Here is a 19,309-nt window from a genome sequence, read left to right as displayed (position 1 = left end):
GTTACTCAGGTTGCCCTTTACACCGGAGCGTATAAATACCTGCCAAGGCTGCGCTCCTGTTGCCGCCGCAATCATGTCTCGAAAGCACGACTTTCCATGGGGTCATCACATATGTTCGCAAAACGACTTGCACTTCTTGTATCAACTGCGATCTGCGTCGCTGCTGCCGCCACCAGCGCGGTGCAAGCGCAAAACTTTAAGCCTACTGGCCCTGCCCTCCCCGTTGACGTGATGTCTCGGGACTGGGGTGTTTGGAGTGCTCGCATCAGCCCAGACGGTAAGCACATTGCCGCATTAGCAGGCATTCCCGGGCAAAATCCTGTAATCCGCGTCTGGTCGACCGACGACATGAGTAAGACCCCAACCCAATTTGGTTCCAAGACCATGCGGTTTACGGGCTTTCAATTCATGAACAATTCGAAGCTCTTGGTTTTTGCAAACCAGCCGGTGGCGGCAGGTGCCAACTCCAACTGGCAAAGCAAAGCAGCCATTGCGAATTTGGACGGCTCTTCCTTCCTCGATATCTCGCAAGACGATAGCACCGATGCGCGCGGCGATGACCGCATCATCGGCTTCTCGCTGTTCAACCGTCTGCCAAAAGAAGAAAACGTCGTTCTGATGGAAATCCGGCGTTTCTCTGGCACTGAGATTGTCCGCCTGAATGTCAATTCCGGACGCCAAGATCGTTTCGCCCGTACCGGTGAGAATGAGAGCTTTGAGTGGTCAGACAGCGACGGCAACATCAAGCTGAAGAGCCAGCTTCGTGCCGCCAATGGCGTCTACACGCAATATGTCTATTTCCGCGAGAGCAATAATTCGGAGTGGCGCGAGCTTCCCGGCCTGCGTTTGCCGTTGAACGATCGCTTCAACATTACGCCGGTTCACGTCTCAAAAGACAATAAGAGCATTTATGTTCTGACCAACCGGGACTCAAACTTCGATGTTCTGGCCAAATATGACTTGGCAACCGACACCCTAGGGCCCCCAATCGCGCAGAATACTGAGTTCGACATTTCCAGTGCGAGCTTTGGTTCTTCCGCAGACGAAGATGCCCTGACGCAAGACCCCTTGCGGACCTTCTGCTGGGCCGGCCCGTCCACAGAATGTCAGTATTTTGACCCAATCGACAAGCGGATCGCAAACCTGCTTGAGCGCGCCTTGCCCGGAACGAACATCAGCTTTGGCGTGCGCAATTCAGGTGCAAATGTCTTGGTGACAGCAACCGCACCAAATGTGCCGACCACAACTTATTTGCTGAAGAATGAGCGCCAGCTCATCAAAGTTGGCTCGGTATTGGACGGCTGGGATCGCACCAATTTAGGGCCTGCAGAATGGGTCTATTACCCTGCCCGTGATGGCTTCCAAGTTCCTGGCATCCTCTATTTGCCACCTGGCTACAAGAAAGAGCGCGATGGTCGTTTGCCACTCGTCGTGATGCCACATGGTGGTCCATGGTCGCGCGACAATATGGACTTTGACCGCAGCTTCTGGCCGCAAATGTTTGCAACCCGCGGCTTTGCCGTTCTGCAGCCACAATATCGCGGCAGCGACGGATTGGGGAAAGCCTTGTGGAAAGGTGGCGACAATCAATGGGGCGCCATCATGCAAGACGACAAGGATGACGGTGCAAAGTGGTTGGTTGACCAAGGCATTGCCGATCCAGATCGGATGATGATGTATGGCTATTCCTATGGCGGCTTTGCTGCGGCAGCCGCTGCCGCCCGCTCCAGCAATCGTTCGGCAGGCTTGTGGCAATGTGCCATCTCGGGTGCACCCGCGATCGATCTGCAACGGATTTCGACCGATTGGGGTGAAAGCCGCCTGCAACGTGTTATCCAGGGTGTGACTGTCGGTGGTTGGGATCCTATGGCCAACCTCGACCAAGTGAAAATCCCTTGGCTGGTTTTCCATGGCGATTATGACCGTCAGGCTGACACCATCCACTCGCGAACCGCAGCAGCGCGGATGCGTCAGGTCAATCCCAATGCGAACTTCCGCTATGTGGAAATCCCCCGCATGTCGCATCAGCTGATTCAAATGTATCCAGAGCACAAGACCCAGTTCTTGAACCTGATCTTGGATTGGACCGCAAATAATTGCGGCAACATCTCGGACAAATTCGACGAGCCTGGCTTGAAGTCCACCATTACGCGTCGTGCATCGAAGTAAGAGACAGCGCGTCAACGCAAAACATAAGCCCGGCAGGACATCCTGCCGGGCTTTTTGTGACCCTTAATCCAGTTAGGCCCTAGAAACGACGGGTAATTGTTGCATTGAAAGAGCGCCCGAATTGGTCATATTGTGAGGTTAAAGGCGCATTCCCTAATCGAGCAAAGAACAAGCTCGTGCTGGTTGAAATTGAAGGTGGCGGCTCATCAAAGAGATTGCGAATACCTGCTACCAAGGTCCAGTTATCTGAACGATATCGCACGCTAGCTCCGTGCGTGATTGTGGTTTCAGTCTTGGTCTTATAGAGAACAGAACTGACACCATTATACGCGTAGAAGCTGCCTGGCGGCGCGGAAACTGGATTCACACCTTGATTAAAGCGTGTTTCGTTCGATTGACCGATTGCCTCCACCGTCCAAGCATAGGTCCAATCCTTTCGCTCGAAACGAAACTGAGCCTGCCCCACATAGATAGGGTCGCCAATATCGCCCGCTTGTTCCAGCAAAGTCGAATCGGAGAATAATCCCGTCTTGTTGGATAATGTCCATCGATGGGCAGTGTCGATGACAAAGTCCCCGAAGGCAAAATCCTGTCGATAAACTGCACGTAAATCGATACCTTCAACTTGAGTAACGTTCACATTCACGTAGTCATTTTGGATGGAGATGATTTGCCGGAAACGATTTGATGACGAATTGGAATCTCGGGTGAACAAGCCACAAAACTGGTTGGCTCGCGCTTCGTCGGTTGCCGCATAGCAAGTTCGGACGATGTTGGCCGCGCCGAACTGGGCAACTTGGTCTGTTACTTCAATTTGCCAATAGTCCACGCGGAGGTTCAAATCGAATTTAGTTGGTGTGTAAACGATACTGAAGATATCAGAGCGAGACTCTTCTTCTTTCAATACCCCAGCTCCGCCGCCCGTAAAGATGGTCGCAGAAGAACTCGAACCATTGGTCGCACCATTGTAATCACCTGGTATGCCGGCAGCTTCACAGCGCTGCTTCAAGAGCAAATTACTGCTCTGTTCGTGGTTGATACATGGATCAACTTGGCTTTGCGCCAAAAAGCCTGTTTGATCGCCTAGAAACAATTCAAACAAGGCCGGCGCACGGTAGGAGGTGCCCGCGATTGCTACGAAAGCAATTTCCGGCGTAATCTTCCAATTCGCAGTTGCTTTCCACGTTGTATTGGAGTCGTAGGAATCATAGTCCGTGTAACGATAAGCAAGATTGACAGTTAGGTTCTCAATCAAAGGTCGATTCGCAAACAGAGGGGCTTCGATTTCGCCATACACTTCCTGAACGGTATCCTCCCCACGCGTGATCCCCGCACCCGTTGTTAAAGCGACGTTGGAACGGAGTGTTTCAGCGCCCGGCACATCATCAATACTGTAGGTACGATAATGCGCGCCCAAATTCACCTTGACGGCATCTGAAGCCCCAGGAATTTGGAAGATGTCACCGGAGACATTTCCTTCGACCACAGTTTGCTCATAAATGGTGCGGCCTTGATTTGGCGCATTAAAGAGGTAGTCGGACTCTGCAGCGGTAAAGTCTCCACGCAGCACTCGGGGGTCAAAAAAATTGATGGGTAAGCAGGCCCCACCCGACAAAGCCGGAGTTGGACAACTTATGACGCCTGTGGTTGAATTTCGCGTTGCTGCGGCGCTTGCTGCCAAACGATCTGAAAGGATGGACGTGGCACTATAGGTACCCTCACCCCGACTGGTCTGCGCAAAGACTTCCCAAGTTCCATTTTTGAAGAGACCTGCAATTCCAGTCCCGATTTGTCCTTTAACACCCCCTACTACCTGCCAAGTTTCAACCTCTTGGCTGCTAAAGTTAGGTCGGGCAATAACTGGCTGTGCCGCAAATCCGAATGGATTGAATGCATTGGCTGCGGGTACTATGAAAAAGAGCTGGGCGATGCTCTCTTGGCGCGACTCACGTTTCGCGTAGAGGGCCTCCCCATAAACTTCTATCCCGCCCAAAATATCCAAGTCGCGCGCTGCGGTTGCATAAAAATTGGTCCGCCTGGAGGGGGAGATCACGTCGGTATTATTGACCAATGGATGATCGTAATCGATTTGAACCCCGACGGGCGCCCCTAGCACTCCGTTCTGAGGGCTAAAGAGGCGACGGAAGCCAGGAACCGTCAACAGCGCCTGCACATTCGCACACGGCGTTGTAACACCTGCCGCTGTCAAGCAAAGCGTGGTGCTTCCCGCAATACGGCGAACGGAGGGATTTAGTCCGAATGTTGCAGCCGTAATCGATGGATCAGCAACCCAGGTACCACCAACGGTCTGCGTGCCGTTTATCACTGTCGCATTCGTACCGAGCGGCGAAATCCAGTTGAACGAGGTGCTACCGATCCCAAAACACTTGGGTTGCCCAGTTTTAGGGTCTATAAAGTCGGCCCTCTGGCCTGTGGCGGGATTGAAAACATAGTCCTGCTGGCAGAAATCACGATCACCATATTTGAGTGACTTTTGCTCAAAATAACTACCGGTGACCATGACATTCCAACGGTCCGCCGTTCGCCCCCACAGGGCACCAACATTGTATTGTTCACCACCGCCTGCTTCGGTGATGTTAGTTGAAGCAGTTGCCTCAAAGCCATTCACATCTCGGCGGACAAGCGCATTTACGACACCACCCACAGCATCTGAGCCGTAAATGGGAGAGGCCCCATCATTGAGAATTTCATAGCGATTAACAGCGATATTCGGTATGGTCTGCAAGTCAACAGCTGCAACTTGACCTCGCACGCCAGATGGCGGCAACCGCCGCCCGTTGAGCAACACCAAAGTTCTCTGAGAGCCAAGGCTATTCAAGCCGATTGTCTGAATCCCAGGCCCACCCTGAACAATAAAGCCTGTGAAGAAGTTATTGATCTGACCCGAACCCGCAGCAGCCGTGGAGCTTTGCAGGACTTCAGCCGCATCAATGGTACCCGACAGCACGGCGTTATCGTTCGAGATAACGGTCAATGGTGCAGCGGTATTGAACGTATCGCGACGGATACGCGAGCCAGTCACCACAATGGTTTCCGCAGCTTTAGGCGGCGCAGCAGCGGGGGCGGGATTCGGGGCCGCTGCTGGCGCAGGGGCGTTTTGAGCACTTGCTAAAGTGGGTGCAATCGACAGCGCGGTGAGAGCGGTTGCACTGACTAGAGCGACACGGATCGAAGATTTCATACTTTTTCCCCAACAGAATTAACATCTTAAATCTGATCTCTAGGAATTATGATCTAAGATGTGTCGATTGGTGGATCATAGAGCTTGGTTCCAGAGCGGTTTCAAGAAGCAAAATGGCTTATTTTACAGGGTTACCATCATTATTACCGATTAGTAACATCTTTGCCACAGTGAGATGGATGTGGCTGTTCGATCACAGCGATGTTGCTTGCCAGCCTTGTGATTACCGATAACCTTTGGCAACTAGACAGACAAAGATGATGCTAGGTTATCGGCATTATCGCTGTCTTGTATCCGTAGAGGAGAGATAGATGCGTTTGAAAAAGGTTTTCCTACTTGCCAGCTCTTTCGTGTGTGCGGCCACGTTGGCAACCGCCAGTCACGCACAGACGTTCAAGCCGACTGGGCCAGCTTTGCCGATCGAAGCTATGGCAAATGATTGGAATATTTGGGGGGTGCGCATCAGCCCAGATGGGAAGCATATTGCGGCTTTGGCGGGCATTCCAGGCCAGAACCCTGTGATCCGCGTCTGGTCGACCGATGATATGAGCAAAACACCGAAGCAATTTGGTTCTAAGACCATGCGCTTCACCGGCTTTCAATTCATGAATAACTCAAAGCTATTGGTATTTGCCAATCAACCGGTGGCCCTTGGGGCCAATTCGGATTGGTATAGTCGCGCAGCCATTGCCAATCTCGATGGTTCTTCCTTTTTGGACATTTCGAACGAAGAAGCCGCAACCACGCGCGATGACGACTTCATTATCGGATACTCTCTGTTCAATCGGCTGCCGAAAGAAGAAAATTTTGTTCTGATGGAAATCGAAAGGATTTCCGGCTCCGAAATTGTTCGCCTTAATCTGAATAGCGGCCGCAAGGACCGCTTCGCGCGAACAGGCGATAATGAAGAATTCCTGTGGTCAGATAGTGACGGCAACATCAAGCTTAAAGGCGAGCTTAAGGTCGCCAATGGTGTCTATACCTATCACTTCTTCTTTCGCGAAAACAATCAAGCACCTTGGCGAGAGCTAACCGGGCTTCGCTACAATCTGAATGCCCGCTTTGGTTTGCGCCCGGTGCATATCTCCAACGATAACAAATCCCTATATGTTATCACCAATAAAGACTCGAACTTCAGCGTGCTTGCGAAATATGATCTTGAAACCAACACGTTAGGACCTCCAATTGTCCAAAACACAGAGTTTGACATATCGTCGGCAAGTTTCGGTACCGCTTCCGACGAAGATGCTCTGACCCAAGACCCCTTGCGCAGCTTTTGCTGGGCGGGGCCGTCGACAGAATGCAATTATCTCGATCCCGTCGACAGACGTATTCACGCCTTGCTGGAGCGCGCGCTCCCTGACACCATCATCTCCTTTAGTTCGCGCAACGGCGGGGCGAATGTTCTCGTCCGAGCCACAGCACCAAATGTGCCCGACACCTATTATCTGCTGAAAAACGAGCGGCAATTAATCAGAATTGGCTCGTTGCTAGAAGGCTGGGATCGCAAGAATTTGGGCCCTGCGGAATGGGTAACTTATCCTGCCCGTGATGGCTTCCAAATCCCCGGCATTTTGTACTTGCCACCCGGCTATAAGAAGGAACGTGATGGCCGCCTTCCCCTTGTGGTCATGCCACACGGTGGCCCTTGGGCCCGCGACGACATGGACTTTGACATAAGTTATTGGAGTCAGATGTTTGCGACCCGCGGCTTTGCCGTACTGCTCCCCCAATATCGCGGCTCAACGGACTTGGGCAAAGCATTGTGGAAGGGCGGCGACAAGCAATGGGGTGCCTTGATGCAGGATGACAAGGACGATGGCGCTAAATGGCTTGTCGAGCAAGGCATAGCTGATCCAAACCGCATGATGATGTATGGCTATTCCTATGGCGGGTTTGCGGCGGCGGCCGCAGCGACACGCTCTGGGGGCCGATCAGCTGGCTTATGGCAATGCGCGATTTCTGGCGCGCCCGCCATCGATCTTGAACGTATCTCCAACGACTGGGGTGAAAACCGCCTCCAACGCATCCGCCAAGGTGTCACGGTTGCAGGATTTGATCCCATGGAACACCTCGACCAGGTTAAAATTCCTTGGCTGGTTTTCCATGGCGATTATGATCGACAGGCCGATACAATTCATTCACGCACAACTGCTGCGCGCATGCGTCAGGTCAATCCAAATGCGAATTTCCGCTACGTGGAAATCCCCCGAATGGCCCATACGTTGGGCGAAATGACACCGCAACATCGCACCCAATTCCTCAGCCTGATCCTTGAATGGATGAGCACGAATTGCGGCAATATTTCCCAAACCTTCAAGGAGCCGGGCTTGAAGACAACGCTGACTAAGCGGGCGTCAAAATAGCGCCACTGGGAGACCAAAAACAAAGCCCGGCAGGATCACCTGCCGGGCTTTTTTATGCTTAAAGCGCGTGATTTGCGTTACGACTTTGGCGCAGCACCGGCCTTTTGCGCATCGGTGGTGCACAGATAGCGGGCACGATGGATATCGACCGCATTATCGACCCATCCCGTGACGCGAGGGCTCACCAGATTGCGGTTAGTCAGGAACCACATCGGCATAAAGCCATGTTCTTTCAACACAATGGCTTCAGCCTGCTTCATCAGAGCCGCACGCTTTTGCGTGTCCTTCTCGACATCGGCAGCATCCATAAGCCGGTCAAACTCTGGGTTGCTATATTTGCCATAATTGAGCTGATCGGTGCTGGTTTGGAACAGATAGACGAAGTTTTTGGCATCATTGAAGTCAGAGATCCAACCGGCGTCGCCCAATTCAAAATCACCGGTGCGCAGCTTTTCATAATTGATCTGGGTTTCTGCACCCAAAATCTCGACCTGTACCCAGGGGGCAATCTTTGCCCAATTTTGCTGCACAACAGGTGCCACGCGCGGATTGTCGCCAGAGTTGCGGAAGCTGAATGTGAACTTCAATGGCTTGTTGGGGCCATAGCCGGCCTCTTCCAACAACTTCTTGGCGCGGGCCAAACGGGTCTCCATGCTTTGGCCTTTAAAGTCCGTCGTCATGGCACCGGTCTGATAATCGGCAATGCCCGGTGGCACGAGGCTATAAGCAGGCTGTTGGCCGGCCTTTAGGATTTCCTTCGTGATGAATTCGCGGTCGGCAGTCATCGATATCGCGGCACGGACGCGGGCATCATTAAAGGGTGCCTTGCGCATATTAAAGATATAATAGGTCAGGCCCGTATAGCCATGAATGCGGGCATAGCCAGGCAAATTCTTGTTGATCTCTTCTAAGCGCGAACCCGAGAAATTGGTGTTGATATCAAGGTCACCTGTGCGGACTTTGCGTTCAGCTGCATTGTCATCGGGGGTTGGGTAGAAGAAGAGCTGATCTAAACAGACATTGGCATTGTCGTAAAAATTGGTGTTGCGCACGAGATGCACAAAGTCGTTGGGCTTCCACTGCTGCAGCTTATAGGGACCATTACCAACGAAGTTTTCAGCCTTGATCCAGTCTTTCCCGACCTTCTCCACGACGTGCTTGGGAATGGGGAATGACGTGTAATGGGTCAGAAGACCGGGCAGATAGGGTGCCGGATGCTCAAGCGTGACTTCCAAGGTTTTTGCGTCAATCGCCCGCACGCCCAATTGGTTCACATCCTTGATGCGGCCGTCATAGATTTTCTCGGCATTTTTGATGACATAAAGGATCGAGGCATATTTGGCTGGCGGGGTGGTAGTCATGATCCGCTGCCAGGCAAACACAAAGTCATCTGCCGTGACGGGCTGGCCGTCTGACCATTTGGCATCACGCAGCTTAAAGGTCCAGACTAAGCCATCAGGGCTGGTTGACCATTCAGTCGCCATGCCAGGAATTGGGCGGCCTTGCGGATCTTCGGTGGTGAGGCCTTGCAACATTTCACCAATGATCCGATTTTCCCACGTGCCTGAAGCCTGATGGGGATCGAGAGACAAGGGTTCTGCACCATTACCAATATGCAGGGTTCGGGCCTTGTCTGCGGCTGCGTCACCCCCGCCACCACCACAAGAAACCAAACCTAAACTCAGCACCAAAGCAGTGGTTGCAGCGGCCAAAGAACGGCGTGTGATTTTCATTTCGTTGTCTCTCCCGATCGGGTTAGTGTGGGACTTCTATAGCGCGCGCGCTCGCATATACTATGCAAACAGGCAGTCGGACATCGCCCTTGTTACGATTTGTGAAGGTAACGTGAAATGAACAAAATCAGTACCACGCTCATTGCAGCAGGTTTCATCACATTTAGCGCAGCTGCAATGGCTCAATCCAGCCAGAATCCCGCAAATGCGGGCGTTTCACCGCTGGAGCCCATCTATGCTTGCGCCAACAAAACCGACCCAACGGAGCGTCTGGCCTGCTATGATGCCGCCGTGGCAAGCATTCGTGCCAAAGAGGCTAAGTCCGAAATTGTGACGTTTGACAAACAGCGGGTCGAAAAGGTGCGCCGCGAAGCGTTTGGCTTCTCCCTCCCCTCGCTCCCAAAACTGGGCTTCCCCGCCTTTGGCGGTGGACCAAAGGGGGAAGGCAAAGAGCAAAACGTTGCAGCCGCTGCCGCCGTTGAAGAGATTGAAGAGCAAAGCTTTACGGTCGTCAGCACCCGCGAGTCCGCTGGCCGTGTTGTCCTGACCCTCGAAAATGGACAAGTTTGGCGCTTGACAGAGGCCGGCGAGCTCAACGCACCCAAACGGCCGCCCTATAACGTCAAAATCCGCACCGCTGCGATGGGTTCTTTCATCCTGACCGTTGAAGGTCGCAATAAAGGCTATCGCGTTCGCCGCGTCGAATAAGGTGGACTTGGCCGAGCGGCGAGGCTTGAATTAGCGATCGCGAGGGTCAATCGCGTCGCGCAGACCATCACCAATGAAGTTGAAGCAGAACAAGGTGATCATCATGGTCGTGGCGGGGAAAATCAACAGCCACGGCGCGATTTCCATTTCACGCGCGCCGATTGAGATCAAGTTACCTAGGCTGGTCATTGGCTCTTGCACGCCAAGCCCTAAAAAGCTCAAAAAGCTTTCGGTCAGGATGACGGCAGGGATGGTCAAAGTTACATAAACCACGACAGGGCCAAGCACATTGGGCACGATGTGGCGGGTCACGATGTTGGCGCTGGTCACCCCAGCAGCCTCCGCCGCCTCAACAAACTCCTTCTTGCGCAAGGAGATCGTTTGACCGCGTACAATCCGCGCCATCGTCAGCCATTCCACCGCGCCAATCGCGACGAAAATCAGAATCAGATTGCGGCCAAACACCACCATCAAGATGATGACAAAAAAGATGAATGGCAGCGCATAGAGCACATCAACGATGCGCATCATGATCTGATCCACACGCCCCCCAATATAGCCAGCCGTGGCCCCCCAAATCACCCCGATGAGAAGCGAAACCCCTGTCGCGACCAGACCTACCGCCAGCGACATGCGCAAGCCGTATAAGAGGCGAACAAACAGGTCCCGGCCCTGCGGGTCAGTCCCGAAGATGTGCAAATTCTCCCAGGTTGGGGCCTCAAGTACGCGATCATTATAGATGGTCTCGTAATCATGCGGCCAGAAGAATGGACCAAAGATCGCCATCAGGGTCAAAAAGCCCAAGACAATCATGCTGCCAACGGCGGCCTTGTTACGGAACAAGCGACGACGCGCATCATCCCACAACGAGCGTCCTTTGACAGCGGCTTCTAAAAGCTCAGCCTTTTCTTGGGGGGTGGTCAGAAGTGTCACTCGTATTTAACTTTCGGGTCCAATAGGCCGTATGCGAGGTCGGCCAGAAGATTAAGCAGAATGATGAGGCCAGCATAGAGCACGACGACCGCCATCACCACGGGATAATCGCGTTGCAACGCGCTGGTGACGAAGTTTTTGCCAATGCCGGGCAGTTGAAACACCGTCTCCACGACGACAGAACCCGTAATCAAGCCCGCGCATGCGGGGCCCAAATAGGAGACAAGTGGCAATAATGCCGCACGTAGCGCATGTTTGGCGAGGACTTGTGATTCCGGCAGGCCCTTTGCGCGGGCCGTGCGCACGAAATTGGACCGCAAAACTTCAACCGCACTCGAACGCACCAAGCGCGAAATAATCGCGATTTGCGCCAAAGACAGGGTGACAACCGGTAAGAGCAAGGTTTCAAAGGTCATTTTGCCGAGATCAAGGCCTGCAGTCGGCAACCAGCCAAGATAGACCCCAAACACCAAGGACAGGATGGGCCCCGTTACCAGTGAGGGAATACAAATGCCGGCCATGGCGATCGCCATGATGGAATAATCAGGCAGGCTATTCTGCTTCAAAGCAGCAAACAGGCCCATCGGCACGCCAACAAAGGTCGCCAACAACAAAGCCGCCAAACCAATGGTCATCGAAACAGGGAAGCCCGAACCAATGATTTCGCTAACCGTCTGGTCCTTGTAAATGAGCGAAGGACCCAAGTCGAAGGTCGCCAGCCCCTTCAGATAGTCAAAAAACTGAATGTAGAGCGGCTTGTCAAAGCCGTAAAACGACATGAGTTGCGCCCGAATCTCAGGCGATAATGCGCGCTCGGTATCAAAGGGGCTGCCAGGGGCCAAACGCATCATAAAGAAAGCCACCGCTATGATGACCAGCATGGTGGGAATAGCCACCATCAGGCGTCGCATCGTATAGGCTAACATGGCGTTTTTAGTCCTTTTGAAGCTTGTATGGACCAGCCAGTAGTGGCGTGGGGCCCGTCAAACAGCAATTGATGATGGTTGCCAGATTGTCAACGGAGGATGCCAGCATCCATTCTGACAAGAGCTTGATTGAGAAGGAAACTAAGGCCCCTGCCCCATCATCTGATTTCAGGCCACCAGCGCTAGACCGCGCCAGAGGCATCGGCTATGGCCAATTACAAAGGAGAGCGTCATGAGCCCGTTCCGCACAATCACTCCAAATTTCTCAGCTTCCCCGCAAATCAGCGTGGCTGACGTTGCTCAAGCCGCTCGCGATGGCTTTACCGCAATCATTTGTAATCGGCCCGATTATGAGGATGGCGGCCAGATTGAGGCGGCCCAGATTGCAAAGGCCTGCGCAGAACACGGCCTATCCTTTACCCATATCCCCATTTCCGGCGGCATCCCGGAAGAGGCCGTACCGCTGATGCGGGAAGCTTTGGCAGCAAGCTCTGGGCCCGTCCTCGCCTATTGTCGCAGCGGCACGCGCTCGACCAATCTGTGGGCTTTAGCTGAAGCCAGTGCAGGCCGGACGCCGGAAGAACTTGTCGAGGCCGGAGCACGCGGAGGCTATGACTTGAGGGGCCTAATGCCCCTCCTGCGATCTCTGTCACAAGCCCGCTAGGCGTTTTTTAGGTCAACTGCAGCCTCATTCGACAGCGGTGTAACCGCTGTAACAAGAGGGGCGTATCCTGATGCCAAGACCCTGTCACAATTTGAGCGGATGGTTACGTGTATGAAGTCGAATCGCTTAAGGCTGAACCTCGTTCAGTCCCTGCACCGTCTCTGTCTGCCAAAGGCCTGTTTATCTTGACAAATCTCTTGCGTGATTTTGAGTGGAGTTGGACCGGCGTCACCGTGCGCAAAACCGGTGCGCGTGTGCCTTTTGATGCCGCGCATTTGAGTGAGATTTTCCACTGGTGTGTTTATTTCGTCCGCGTCGTGCTCAGCCCGCGGCCAAAGGACGGCCCACTGATTGGATTTACTCCTGATCCCGCGCGGCCCTGGTATTTGATTTGGCCAAGCTTGTATCTGACAGGGGGGCGGGCTGCTCAGCCTGGGGAGACGCCTCATGTCTGGATGCATTTCGAAGACAAAACCCACAGTGAACCCGTGTCTTTGCCCAATGACGGTGTAGCGCGCTGGAACTTCGATGCCCATGATTTAAGCAAATCGCGCGTGGCCGCGGCCTTTGAAGAAGCTTTTGGCTATAGCTTGGCGCTAGACCCTCGCCAACACGAGGGGTTTGCCGTTGAAAAGGGTGAGGCGAACGGCATTCATGATGGGCGCATCGTCACGCTGCCGTGCGAGCCAAAGCCTGGAAAAGTCTATCAGAAGCTGATTGATAATCGGGGCGATGACGGCTTGATTGAGGATTTGCGGACCCCCACCGTCAATGGCCAACCCGCTTTGGTCTATATCAAACGTCGGCCCGAACAGGTCCGCTTCTCCAATGATAATAGCCAGTGCTGGTTACGCAGCGTGGATGAGATATTCTCACCCGATGAGATCGCGTCCATCAACCGCTTTTGTGCGCTTTTGCGCTTGGATTGGGGCGGGCTGGACATTTTACGCGACCGAACCAGTGGCTTGATCTATATCGTAGATGCGAATCGCACCGACATGGGTCCGCCAATCGCGCTACCCCTATCAGATAAACTAAAAAGCACTTATATTCTGGCGTCTGCCTTAAAACTAAGCTGCGAGAAGGTCCGGCTGCGTGCTGGTGGAGGCATATAATGGCTGTTGCGATTCCTTTTGTCCGCGACTTCAAATTTGAGTATGGACGTGTCGAACAGGTAAGCCCGCTTATCCGGCGGGTGATTGCCAATAACCCGGGACCTTTCACGTTTACGGGGACAGGCGTCTATATCATCGGCCATGGTGATGTTTGTGTCATTGATCCAGGTCCCGATTTGGCCGATCATTTTGAAGCGCTTAAACAGGCGTTGGAAGGCGAGACGATCAGCCATGTCCTCGTCACGCATTCGCATATGGATCACAGCCCTTTAGCTCACCCCTTGGCACGATGGGCAGGATGTTCGGTCCTTGCATCCGGTGAGGTCCCCTTGCCGACCGAGTCTGAAGTTCGACTTGAGGCAGGCGACGATACGCGCTTCCGGCCCGATTCCGCGCTGCATGACGGCACGTTGATCGAAGGCGATGGCTGGACGATTGAGGCGATTGCGACACCGGGGCACACCTCCGGCCATATGTGCTATGCCTTGCTGGAAGAAAACTGCCTCTTCTCGGGTGACCATATCATGGGCTGGTCAACAACAGTCATCAGCCCACCCGATGGCGATATGGATGCCTATTTGACGAGCCTCGAAAAAATTGCTGCCCGTCAATTTGCCACCATTTGGCCAACCCACGGGCCGCCAATCACAGACCCTGCCCCATTTGTCGCGGCCTATCGCGACCACCGCCTTGATCGAGAAGAGCAAATTCTGGCCTGCTTAGCCTCTGGGCAAAGCAAAGTGAAAGATATGGTGCCCGTCATGTATGCGGCAGTCGATCAAAGACTGTGGCCGGCAGCCTGCCACTCCGTCATGGCGCATATGAGCCGTTTGGTAAAAATCGGACGCGTCACCTGCGACGGGGATCCCTCGATGGAGTCCAGCTTCCACTTAGCCTGATTGGCCTAGAAATTGGGAATCGTGCGCTTTTCGCCGTTGGGATGGACAATCACTAGGGTTTGGCGGTCATATTCCAAATTGGCCTGAAGTTCGCGCAACTTGTCTTCGTCACCCGCTAGGATGTTGGTATAGCGCCATTTTGTGCCGTCGTGGAAGACCACATAGCCGCAAACCTTGGTTTCGCACTCTGGCTTTTTGATCAATTCGCCATAGCCGGCAACCAATGGCGGACGACGCTCATCAAAGCCCTGGGCCCGCACTCTAAATCCCCAAACAACGACGACATCTACCGGGCGGTCTGATGCCGATGAGGTGGCAGATGCACCCGTTACCGGTACTTCAGACGCTTCGCCTGCTTTAGTCGCTGCAGTGGTCGCTTTGCTCGCTGTTGCTGCAAAGCTGGTTGTCGCTGCGCCAAAGGTGGCCGCAGCAATCACAGATGCACAAAGAACAGAAGTGAGTTTCATGACTTGGGTGATCTCACCAAGCGGAAAAGGAGTCAATTACCGATGTGTAATTTGGGGCCTAACTGCGCCCAATTCACCCCTTCACGGCAGCCAGCAAGGCTTCAATGCGCTTTGCATTAGCACCTAAGTCGGAAATCCCAACCCGACTGACAGAGCGCATGTCGATTGCAGAGCCTGTACCGTCGGGGGTCACAACCAGAACCACATCATCCTTAAAGCCGAACCAAAAGCTCTCCACGCTTGCCTCAAGCCGGAGCTTTTGGGGATCTTGTGTTACAAGCGTCCAACCCTTGGCTTTCATGGCAGCCTCTGCCTTTTTATAGGCTTCTGCGGGCGGGGTGTTGGCAAGTTTCAGCGTCTTGATCGCGGGATAGGCTTCGGCTTGGATCTCATCCAAAGACCGGCCAGACCAAGGCGAAAGACGGGCCTTATTGAAGGGCACGGTTGCATCCTTGGGGGCGATAATCGGGTTGGACTTTGGCCCGCGTGCTGCCATTACCTTGTCAGAAAAGGTCAAAGGATTGGCGGTGTTGGTTGAGATGTCATGGATAGGCGGCACAGCGCGCGCCGCAGAAATCGCTGAAAACGCCATACCGGCTGCGCCAAGGGCCACCACCCACATAAAGCCTAAAGCGGCAAAGCCTGCGCGCGGTTTAATAAAGACAACCAAGAGGCTGGTGATAAAGGTCAAGACGATCAGAATGCCAATCATGGGCACGCCCATGCCGCCAATCATCTTCACAAGGCCAATGGTCCAAGGCCAGAGACCAAATTTGGTGCCAAGAGCTGCCACCATAAACCAGATGGGCACGAAAATGGCCAAGGCCACGCCAATCATCAAAACGATGTTGCGGGCTTTTGCAAAACGGGATTGCGCCTCAGCCATCTTATCCTCCTACAGGCAACTCAGCCGCCTAGACGGCGACCTATTGCACGCACGTTAGAGTGCCCCTGATCCGAGGTAAAGGTAGGATGGGCCAGAACCCCTGTGGTTCTGACCCATCTGACTGTGCTTAGGAAGCTTTTGCGGTGGGCAGATCGTAATTGGCGAAGGTTTCGCGCAAAGCCAATTTGTTGATTTTGCCGGTTGCGCCCAGTGGGATGGCTTCCACAAATTGGACATCGTCGGGCATCCACCATTTGGCGATTTTGCCATCGAGATAGGCGAGGACCTCTTCCTTGCTGGGGGAAGCCCCTTTGGCGGGCTCGATAATCAAAAGCGGACGCTCATCCCACTTGGGGTGATACTTGCCGATGACGGCAGCAACGGCGACGCCGGGGGCCCCAACAGCAACGTTTTCAACATCGATGGAGCTGATCCATTCGCCGCCCGACTTGATAACGTCTTTCGCGCGGTCGGTAATCTGCATGAAGCCGGCTTGGTCAATTGTGGCCACATCGCCAGTGTCAAAGAAGCCATCCTGATCGAGGATATTGCCGCCCTCGCCCTTGAAATAGCCTGCCGCAATGGCAGCACCGCGCACCACCAGATTGCCGAAGGTCTCACCATCGCGCGGGGCCTCAACACCATCACGCATGATCTTGATTTCCACACCAAATGGCGGACGGCCTTGCTTCAGCTTGGTTTTGATCTTCTCATCATGGGTCATGCCGTCGGCATCGGGGCCGAGCGAGCCCAATGTGCCCAGCGGCGAGGTTTCGGTCATGCCCCAAGCATGGAGCACTTCGACGCCATATTTTTCTTCAAACAAACGCATGATGCGCTCTGGCACGGCAGAGCCACCAATAGCGACTTTCTTCAAAGTCGTGAGTTTAGAATTGGTGGCTTCCAAATGCTGCAACAACATCATCCAAACGGTTGGGACGGCTGCCGAGAAAGTCACGCTTTCGGTTTCCAGCAATTCATAGATGGACGCGCCGTCCATCTTGGCACCTGGCATCACCATCTTTGCACCTGCTGCAGGAGCTGACAAAGCAACACCCCACGCATTGGCGTGGAACATCGGCACGACCGGCAAGATCACGTCGCGGGCACCCAGGCCCATAACGTCCTTCTGCATGGTCAAAAGCGTGTGCAGCACGTTGGAGCGGTGCGAATAGAGGACGCCCTTTGGATTGCCAGTCGTACCCGAGGTATAGCACAGACCGGCAGCGGTGTTTTCGTCAAACCCGCCCCACTTGGCTTCCGCACTATGGCCTTCAATCCAGGTTTCATAGTCGATTGCACCCTTGAGGCTGCAGGCAGGCATATGATCCTTATCGGTCAAAACCACATAGCGCGTCACCGGGCTCAACTTATCCTTCAGGGCCTCTAAAATGGGCAGGAAGGTCAAATCGGTGAAGATGATCTTATCTTCGGCGTGATTGACGATATAGACCAATTGCTCCGGGAATAGGCGTGGATTCAAGGTGTGCAGCACAACGCCTAAGCCCATCGCGCCATACCAAATTTCCATGTGGCGGCCAGAGTTCCACGCCAAAGTCGCAACCCGGTCGCCCAACTTAATCCCTTCAGCCAGCAACGCATTGGAGACTTTCTTTGCGCGGGTGTTAATCTCCCCATAAGTCGTGCGAACGATTGGCCCCTCGACTGACCGCGTCACAACCTCACGGCGACCATGATTGATCGCGGCATGATCCATGATCTTATCGACGGTCAGTGGCCAATTTTGCATTAAACCGAGCATAATTTTCTCCCAAATTTTTGGCTTGCCAGATGGCGGCAGGTGCGCCGGCCAGTTGCGGTAAACGGCCGATTTTGGCCCTTCCTAAGGCTTGAAGCGCCCACGTCAACTAGGCAGGGGCCAGCGCATCATCACAAGGCTGTTGATTGGGCTGGCAAAGGAAGCCTAAGGCAGCAGCGACAGGCTCTTGCCAACGACGCGGTCAACCATGCGCGGGGGCAGAAAGCGGGCGAGCCACCAATTCACAAGCTTATTGGGCACGGGCGCGTAGCGGGTTTTGGGATTGGCGGTCGTGAGTGCCTCTTCCACCAAATTGGCAACCACGCTGACTTCAAGGCCTTCTTGGTCCATGGCGGCCAAGGATTGGGTCAGGCGCTCGAGGGGCTTACCCCAGATCGTGTCATTATATTTATTGCCCCCGGCTGCCGCCCCCTTCTCCCAAATCGGCGTCTTCACGGCACCGGGGCCTACCACAATCACATCAATGCCAACCAACAAAAGCTCCCGCCGGAGGCTGTCGGAGAAGCCTTCAACGGCGTGTTTGGCCGCAACATAAGCGGCGGTGAACGGATAGCCGAATTTGCCCGAGACCGATGTAATGTTCAGAATCCGGCCCTTGGGCCCAGTCCGGGTTGGGTCCGCACCCAAAAGCGGCGCAAAGACGCGGCAACAGCGCACCACGCCCATGAAATTGATGTTCATCACCTGCTCGATCTCGTCCAAGGGCTGGATCAAGGCGGGCCCGGGCAGCGCGATCCCGGCATTGTTCACAAGACCTGCGAGCGTCCGACCTGCGAGTGCATCGCCAATGGTCTGCGCGGCAGCTTCAATGGCATCCAAGTCTGAGACGTCAAACAGCACAGCTTGGCCATTGGCACCAAAGGCAGCGTTTAAGACATCGGCGTCGGCCTGTTTACGAACTGAGGCAAATACATAATGGCCCTGGGCCACCAGACGGTCAGCAATTGCCCGACCAATGCCGGTCGAAGCCCCTGTGACCAGAAAGGCCTTTTGATCTGCACGCATGGATGACACTTTCTGAAACAAAAACGGTTTGATTGCTCTACGGATAAAGCTTGGAAGTGGACCATGGTGCCGAGGCATCGGCCCGCATGAACTCTAACCGATCATGCAAACGAAATGGGCGGTCGCGCCAAAACTCAATGCGTGTGGGGATCAGGCGGAACCCCGACCAGAAGTCCGGACGGGGGACTTCACCAATGCCAAACTTCAACGCATAGCTCGCCACACGCTTCTCCAGTGCAAAGCGGTCCTCTAACGGACGCGATTGGGCACTCGCCCAAGCGCCAATGCGGCTATCGCGGGCGCGCGAGGCAAAATAGGCATCGGCTTCTTCTTGGCTGACAGAGGTAATGTCGCCCCTCACGCGCACTTGCCGACGTAGGCTCTTCCAATGAAAGCAGAGCGCGGCTTGGGGATCTTCACCCAATTGCTGGCCCTTATAGCTTTCCAGATTGGTAT

General features: G+C 54.0%; 15 protein-coding genes. 6 read left to right on the top strand and 9 right to left on the bottom strand.

Annotated features, from left to right (window positions below):
* The first annotated feature begins 111 nt into the window (after positions 1-111).
* On the top strand, positions 112-2,169 hold the full coding sequence (locus IOB61_RS10725) for a prolyl oligopeptidase family serine peptidase (protein ID WP_290816245.1): 2,058 nt from the start codon (positions 112-114) through the stop codon (positions 2,167-2,169).
* Between the two features lie 79 nt (positions 2,170-2,248).
* Here the strand turns inward: IOB61_RS10725 and IOB61_RS10720 are convergent, their stop codons facing one another.
* Positions 2,249-5,215 carry a TonB-dependent receptor gene (locus tag IOB61_RS10720; protein WP_290816242.1) on the bottom strand — a complete coding sequence of 989 codons (2,967 nt, stop codon included), beginning with the start codon at positions 5,213-5,215 and terminating at the stop codon, positions 2,249-2,251.
* 467 nt (positions 5,216-5,682) lie between these two features.
* Between IOB61_RS10720 and IOB61_RS10715 the strand changes: the two genes are divergently transcribed.
* Positions 5,683-7,737 carry a prolyl oligopeptidase family serine peptidase gene (locus IOB61_RS10715; RefSeq protein ID WP_290816239.1) on the top strand — a complete coding sequence of 685 codons (2,055 nt, stop codon included), beginning with the start codon at positions 5,683-5,685 and terminating at the stop codon, positions 7,735-7,737.
* A 77-nt stretch (positions 7,738-7,814) separates the two neighbouring features.
* Here the strand turns inward: IOB61_RS10715 and IOB61_RS10710 are convergent, their stop codons facing one another.
* A complete protein-coding gene (locus IOB61_RS10710; RefSeq protein ID WP_290816236.1) occupies positions 7,815-9,470 on the bottom strand; it encodes a peptide ABC transporter substrate-binding protein in 1,656 nt (551 codons plus the stop codon).
* 117 nt (positions 9,471-9,587) lie between these two features.
* On the opposite strand from IOB61_RS10710, the gene IOB61_RS10705 reads away from it, so the two are divergent.
* Entirely contained in the window at positions 9,588-10,178 is a 591-nt protein-coding gene (locus IOB61_RS10705; RefSeq protein ID WP_290816233.1) for a hypothetical protein, read from the top strand.
* Positions 10,179-10,208: 30 nt separating this feature from the next.
* On the opposite strand, the gene IOB61_RS10700 is transcribed toward IOB61_RS10705, so the two are convergent.
* Positions 10,209-11,111, bottom strand: coding sequence for an ABC transporter permease (locus tag IOB61_RS10700; protein WP_085338787.1), 903 nt, complete (start codon positions 11,109-11,111; stop codon positions 10,209-10,211).
* On the bottom strand, positions 11,108-12,037 hold the full coding sequence (locus tag IOB61_RS10695) for an ABC transporter permease (RefSeq protein WP_085338788.1): 930 nt from the start codon (positions 12,035-12,037) through the stop codon (positions 11,108-11,110). The genes IOB61_RS10700 and IOB61_RS10695 overlap by 4 nt, the downstream gene beginning before the upstream one ends.
* 232 nt (positions 12,038-12,269) lie before the next feature.
* Between IOB61_RS10695 and IOB61_RS10690 the strand changes: the two genes are divergently transcribed.
* The 3 genes from IOB61_RS10690 to IOB61_RS10680 all read left to right on the top strand — a co-directional run bounded on the left by IOB61_RS10690 (position 12,270) and on the right by IOB61_RS10680 (position 14,715).
* A complete protein-coding gene (locus IOB61_RS10690) occupies positions 12,270-12,701 on the top strand; it encodes a TIGR01244 family sulfur transferase (RefSeq protein WP_290816228.1) in 432 nt (143 codons plus the stop codon).
* 107 nt (positions 12,702-12,808) lie between these two features.
* On the top strand, positions 12,809-13,816 hold the full coding sequence (locus tag IOB61_RS10685) for a hypothetical protein (RefSeq protein WP_290816225.1): 1,008 nt from the start codon (positions 12,809-12,811) through the stop codon (positions 13,814-13,816).
* The gene (locus tag IOB61_RS10680; protein WP_290816222.1) at positions 13,816-14,715 is read left to right on the top strand and encodes an MBL fold metallo-hydrolase; all 900 of its coding nucleotides are present in this window, start codon (positions 13,816-13,818) and stop codon (positions 14,713-14,715) included. The genes IOB61_RS10685 and IOB61_RS10680 overlap by 1 nt, the downstream gene beginning before the upstream one ends.
* Before the next feature lie 5 nt (positions 14,716-14,720).
* Here the strand turns inward: IOB61_RS10680 and IOB61_RS10675 are convergent, their stop codons facing one another.
* The 5 genes from IOB61_RS10675 to pdxH form a co-directional block, all read right to left on the bottom strand.
* Positions 14,721-15,182 (bottom strand): hypothetical protein, encoded by a 462-nt coding sequence (locus IOB61_RS10675; RefSeq protein ID WP_290816219.1) that lies wholly within the window; start codon positions 15,180-15,182, stop codon positions 14,721-14,723.
* A gap of 73 nt (positions 15,183-15,255) precedes the next feature.
* Entirely contained in the window at positions 15,256-16,068 is an 813-nt protein-coding gene (locus IOB61_RS10670) for a DUF1499 domain-containing protein (protein WP_290816216.1), read from the bottom strand.
* A 127-nt stretch (positions 16,069-16,195) separates the two neighbouring features.
* Positions 16,196-17,830 (bottom strand): long-chain-fatty-acid--CoA ligase, encoded by a 1,635-nt coding sequence (locus tag IOB61_RS10665; RefSeq protein ID WP_290816213.1) that lies wholly within the window; start codon positions 17,828-17,830, stop codon positions 16,196-16,198.
* 162 nt (positions 17,831-17,992) lie between these two features.
* Complete coding sequence (locus IOB61_RS10660; protein ID WP_290816210.1) at positions 17,993-18,853, bottom strand: SDR family NAD(P)-dependent oxidoreductase; 861 nt, start codon at positions 18,851-18,853, stop codon at positions 17,993-17,995.
* Positions 18,854-18,890: 37 nt separating this feature from the next.
* Positions 18,891-19,309 (bottom strand): pyridoxamine 5'-phosphate oxidase (pdxH, locus tag IOB61_RS10655; RefSeq protein ID WP_290816207.1); only part of this gene is annotated, 419 nt, incomplete at its 5' end.

Origin of the sequence: Aquidulcibacter sp., assembly GCF_020253525.1 — a bacterium.
Lineage (GTDB): Bacteria > Pseudomonadota > Alphaproteobacteria > Caulobacterales > Aquidulcibacteraceae > Aquidulcibacter.
The sequence above is the reverse complement of the archived record's forward strand: the minus strand, read 5'-3'. Positions and strand labels throughout refer to the sequence as shown.

Bases quoted from the DNA above. Each gene is read 5' to 3' on its own strand.
- IOB61_RS10690 (WP_290816228.1), top strand. From the start codon at position 12,270: ATGAGCCCGTTCCGCACAATCACTCCAAATTTCTCAGCTTCCCCGCAA.
- IOB61_RS10715 (WP_290816239.1), top strand. From the start codon at position 5,683: ATGCGTTTGAAAAAGGTTTTCCTACTTGCCAGCTCTTTCGTGTGTGCG.
- IOB61_RS10660 (WP_290816210.1), bottom strand. From the start codon at position 18,853: ATGCGTGCAGATCAAAAGGCCTTTCTGGTCACAGGGGCTTCGACCGGC.
- IOB61_RS10670 (WP_290816216.1), bottom strand. From the start codon at position 16,068: ATGGCTGAGGCGCAATCCCGTTTTGCAAAAGCCCGCAACATCGTTTTG.
- IOB61_RS10710 (WP_290816236.1), bottom strand. From the start codon at position 9,470: ATGAAAATCACACGCCGTTCTTTGGCCGCTGCAACCACTGCTTTGGTG.
- IOB61_RS10725 (WP_290816245.1), top strand. From the start codon at position 112: ATGTTCGCAAAACGACTTGCACTTCTTGTATCAACTGCGATCTGCGTC.
- IOB61_RS10665 (WP_290816213.1), bottom strand. From the start codon at position 17,830: ATGCTCGGTTTAATGCAAAATTGGCCACTGACCGTCGATAAGATCATG.
- IOB61_RS10680 (WP_290816222.1), top strand. From the start codon at position 13,816: ATGGCTGTTGCGATTCCTTTTGTCCGCGACTTCAAATTTGAGTATGGA.
- IOB61_RS10675 (WP_290816219.1), bottom strand. From the start codon at position 15,182: ATGAAACTCACTTCTGTTCTTTGTGCATCTGTGATTGCTGCGGCCACC.
- IOB61_RS10695 (WP_085338788.1), bottom strand. From the start codon at position 12,037: ATGTTAGCCTATACGATGCGACGCCTGATGGTGGCTATTCCCACCATG.
- IOB61_RS10705 (WP_290816233.1), top strand. From the start codon at position 9,588: ATGAACAAAATCAGTACCACGCTCATTGCAGCAGGTTTCATCACATTT.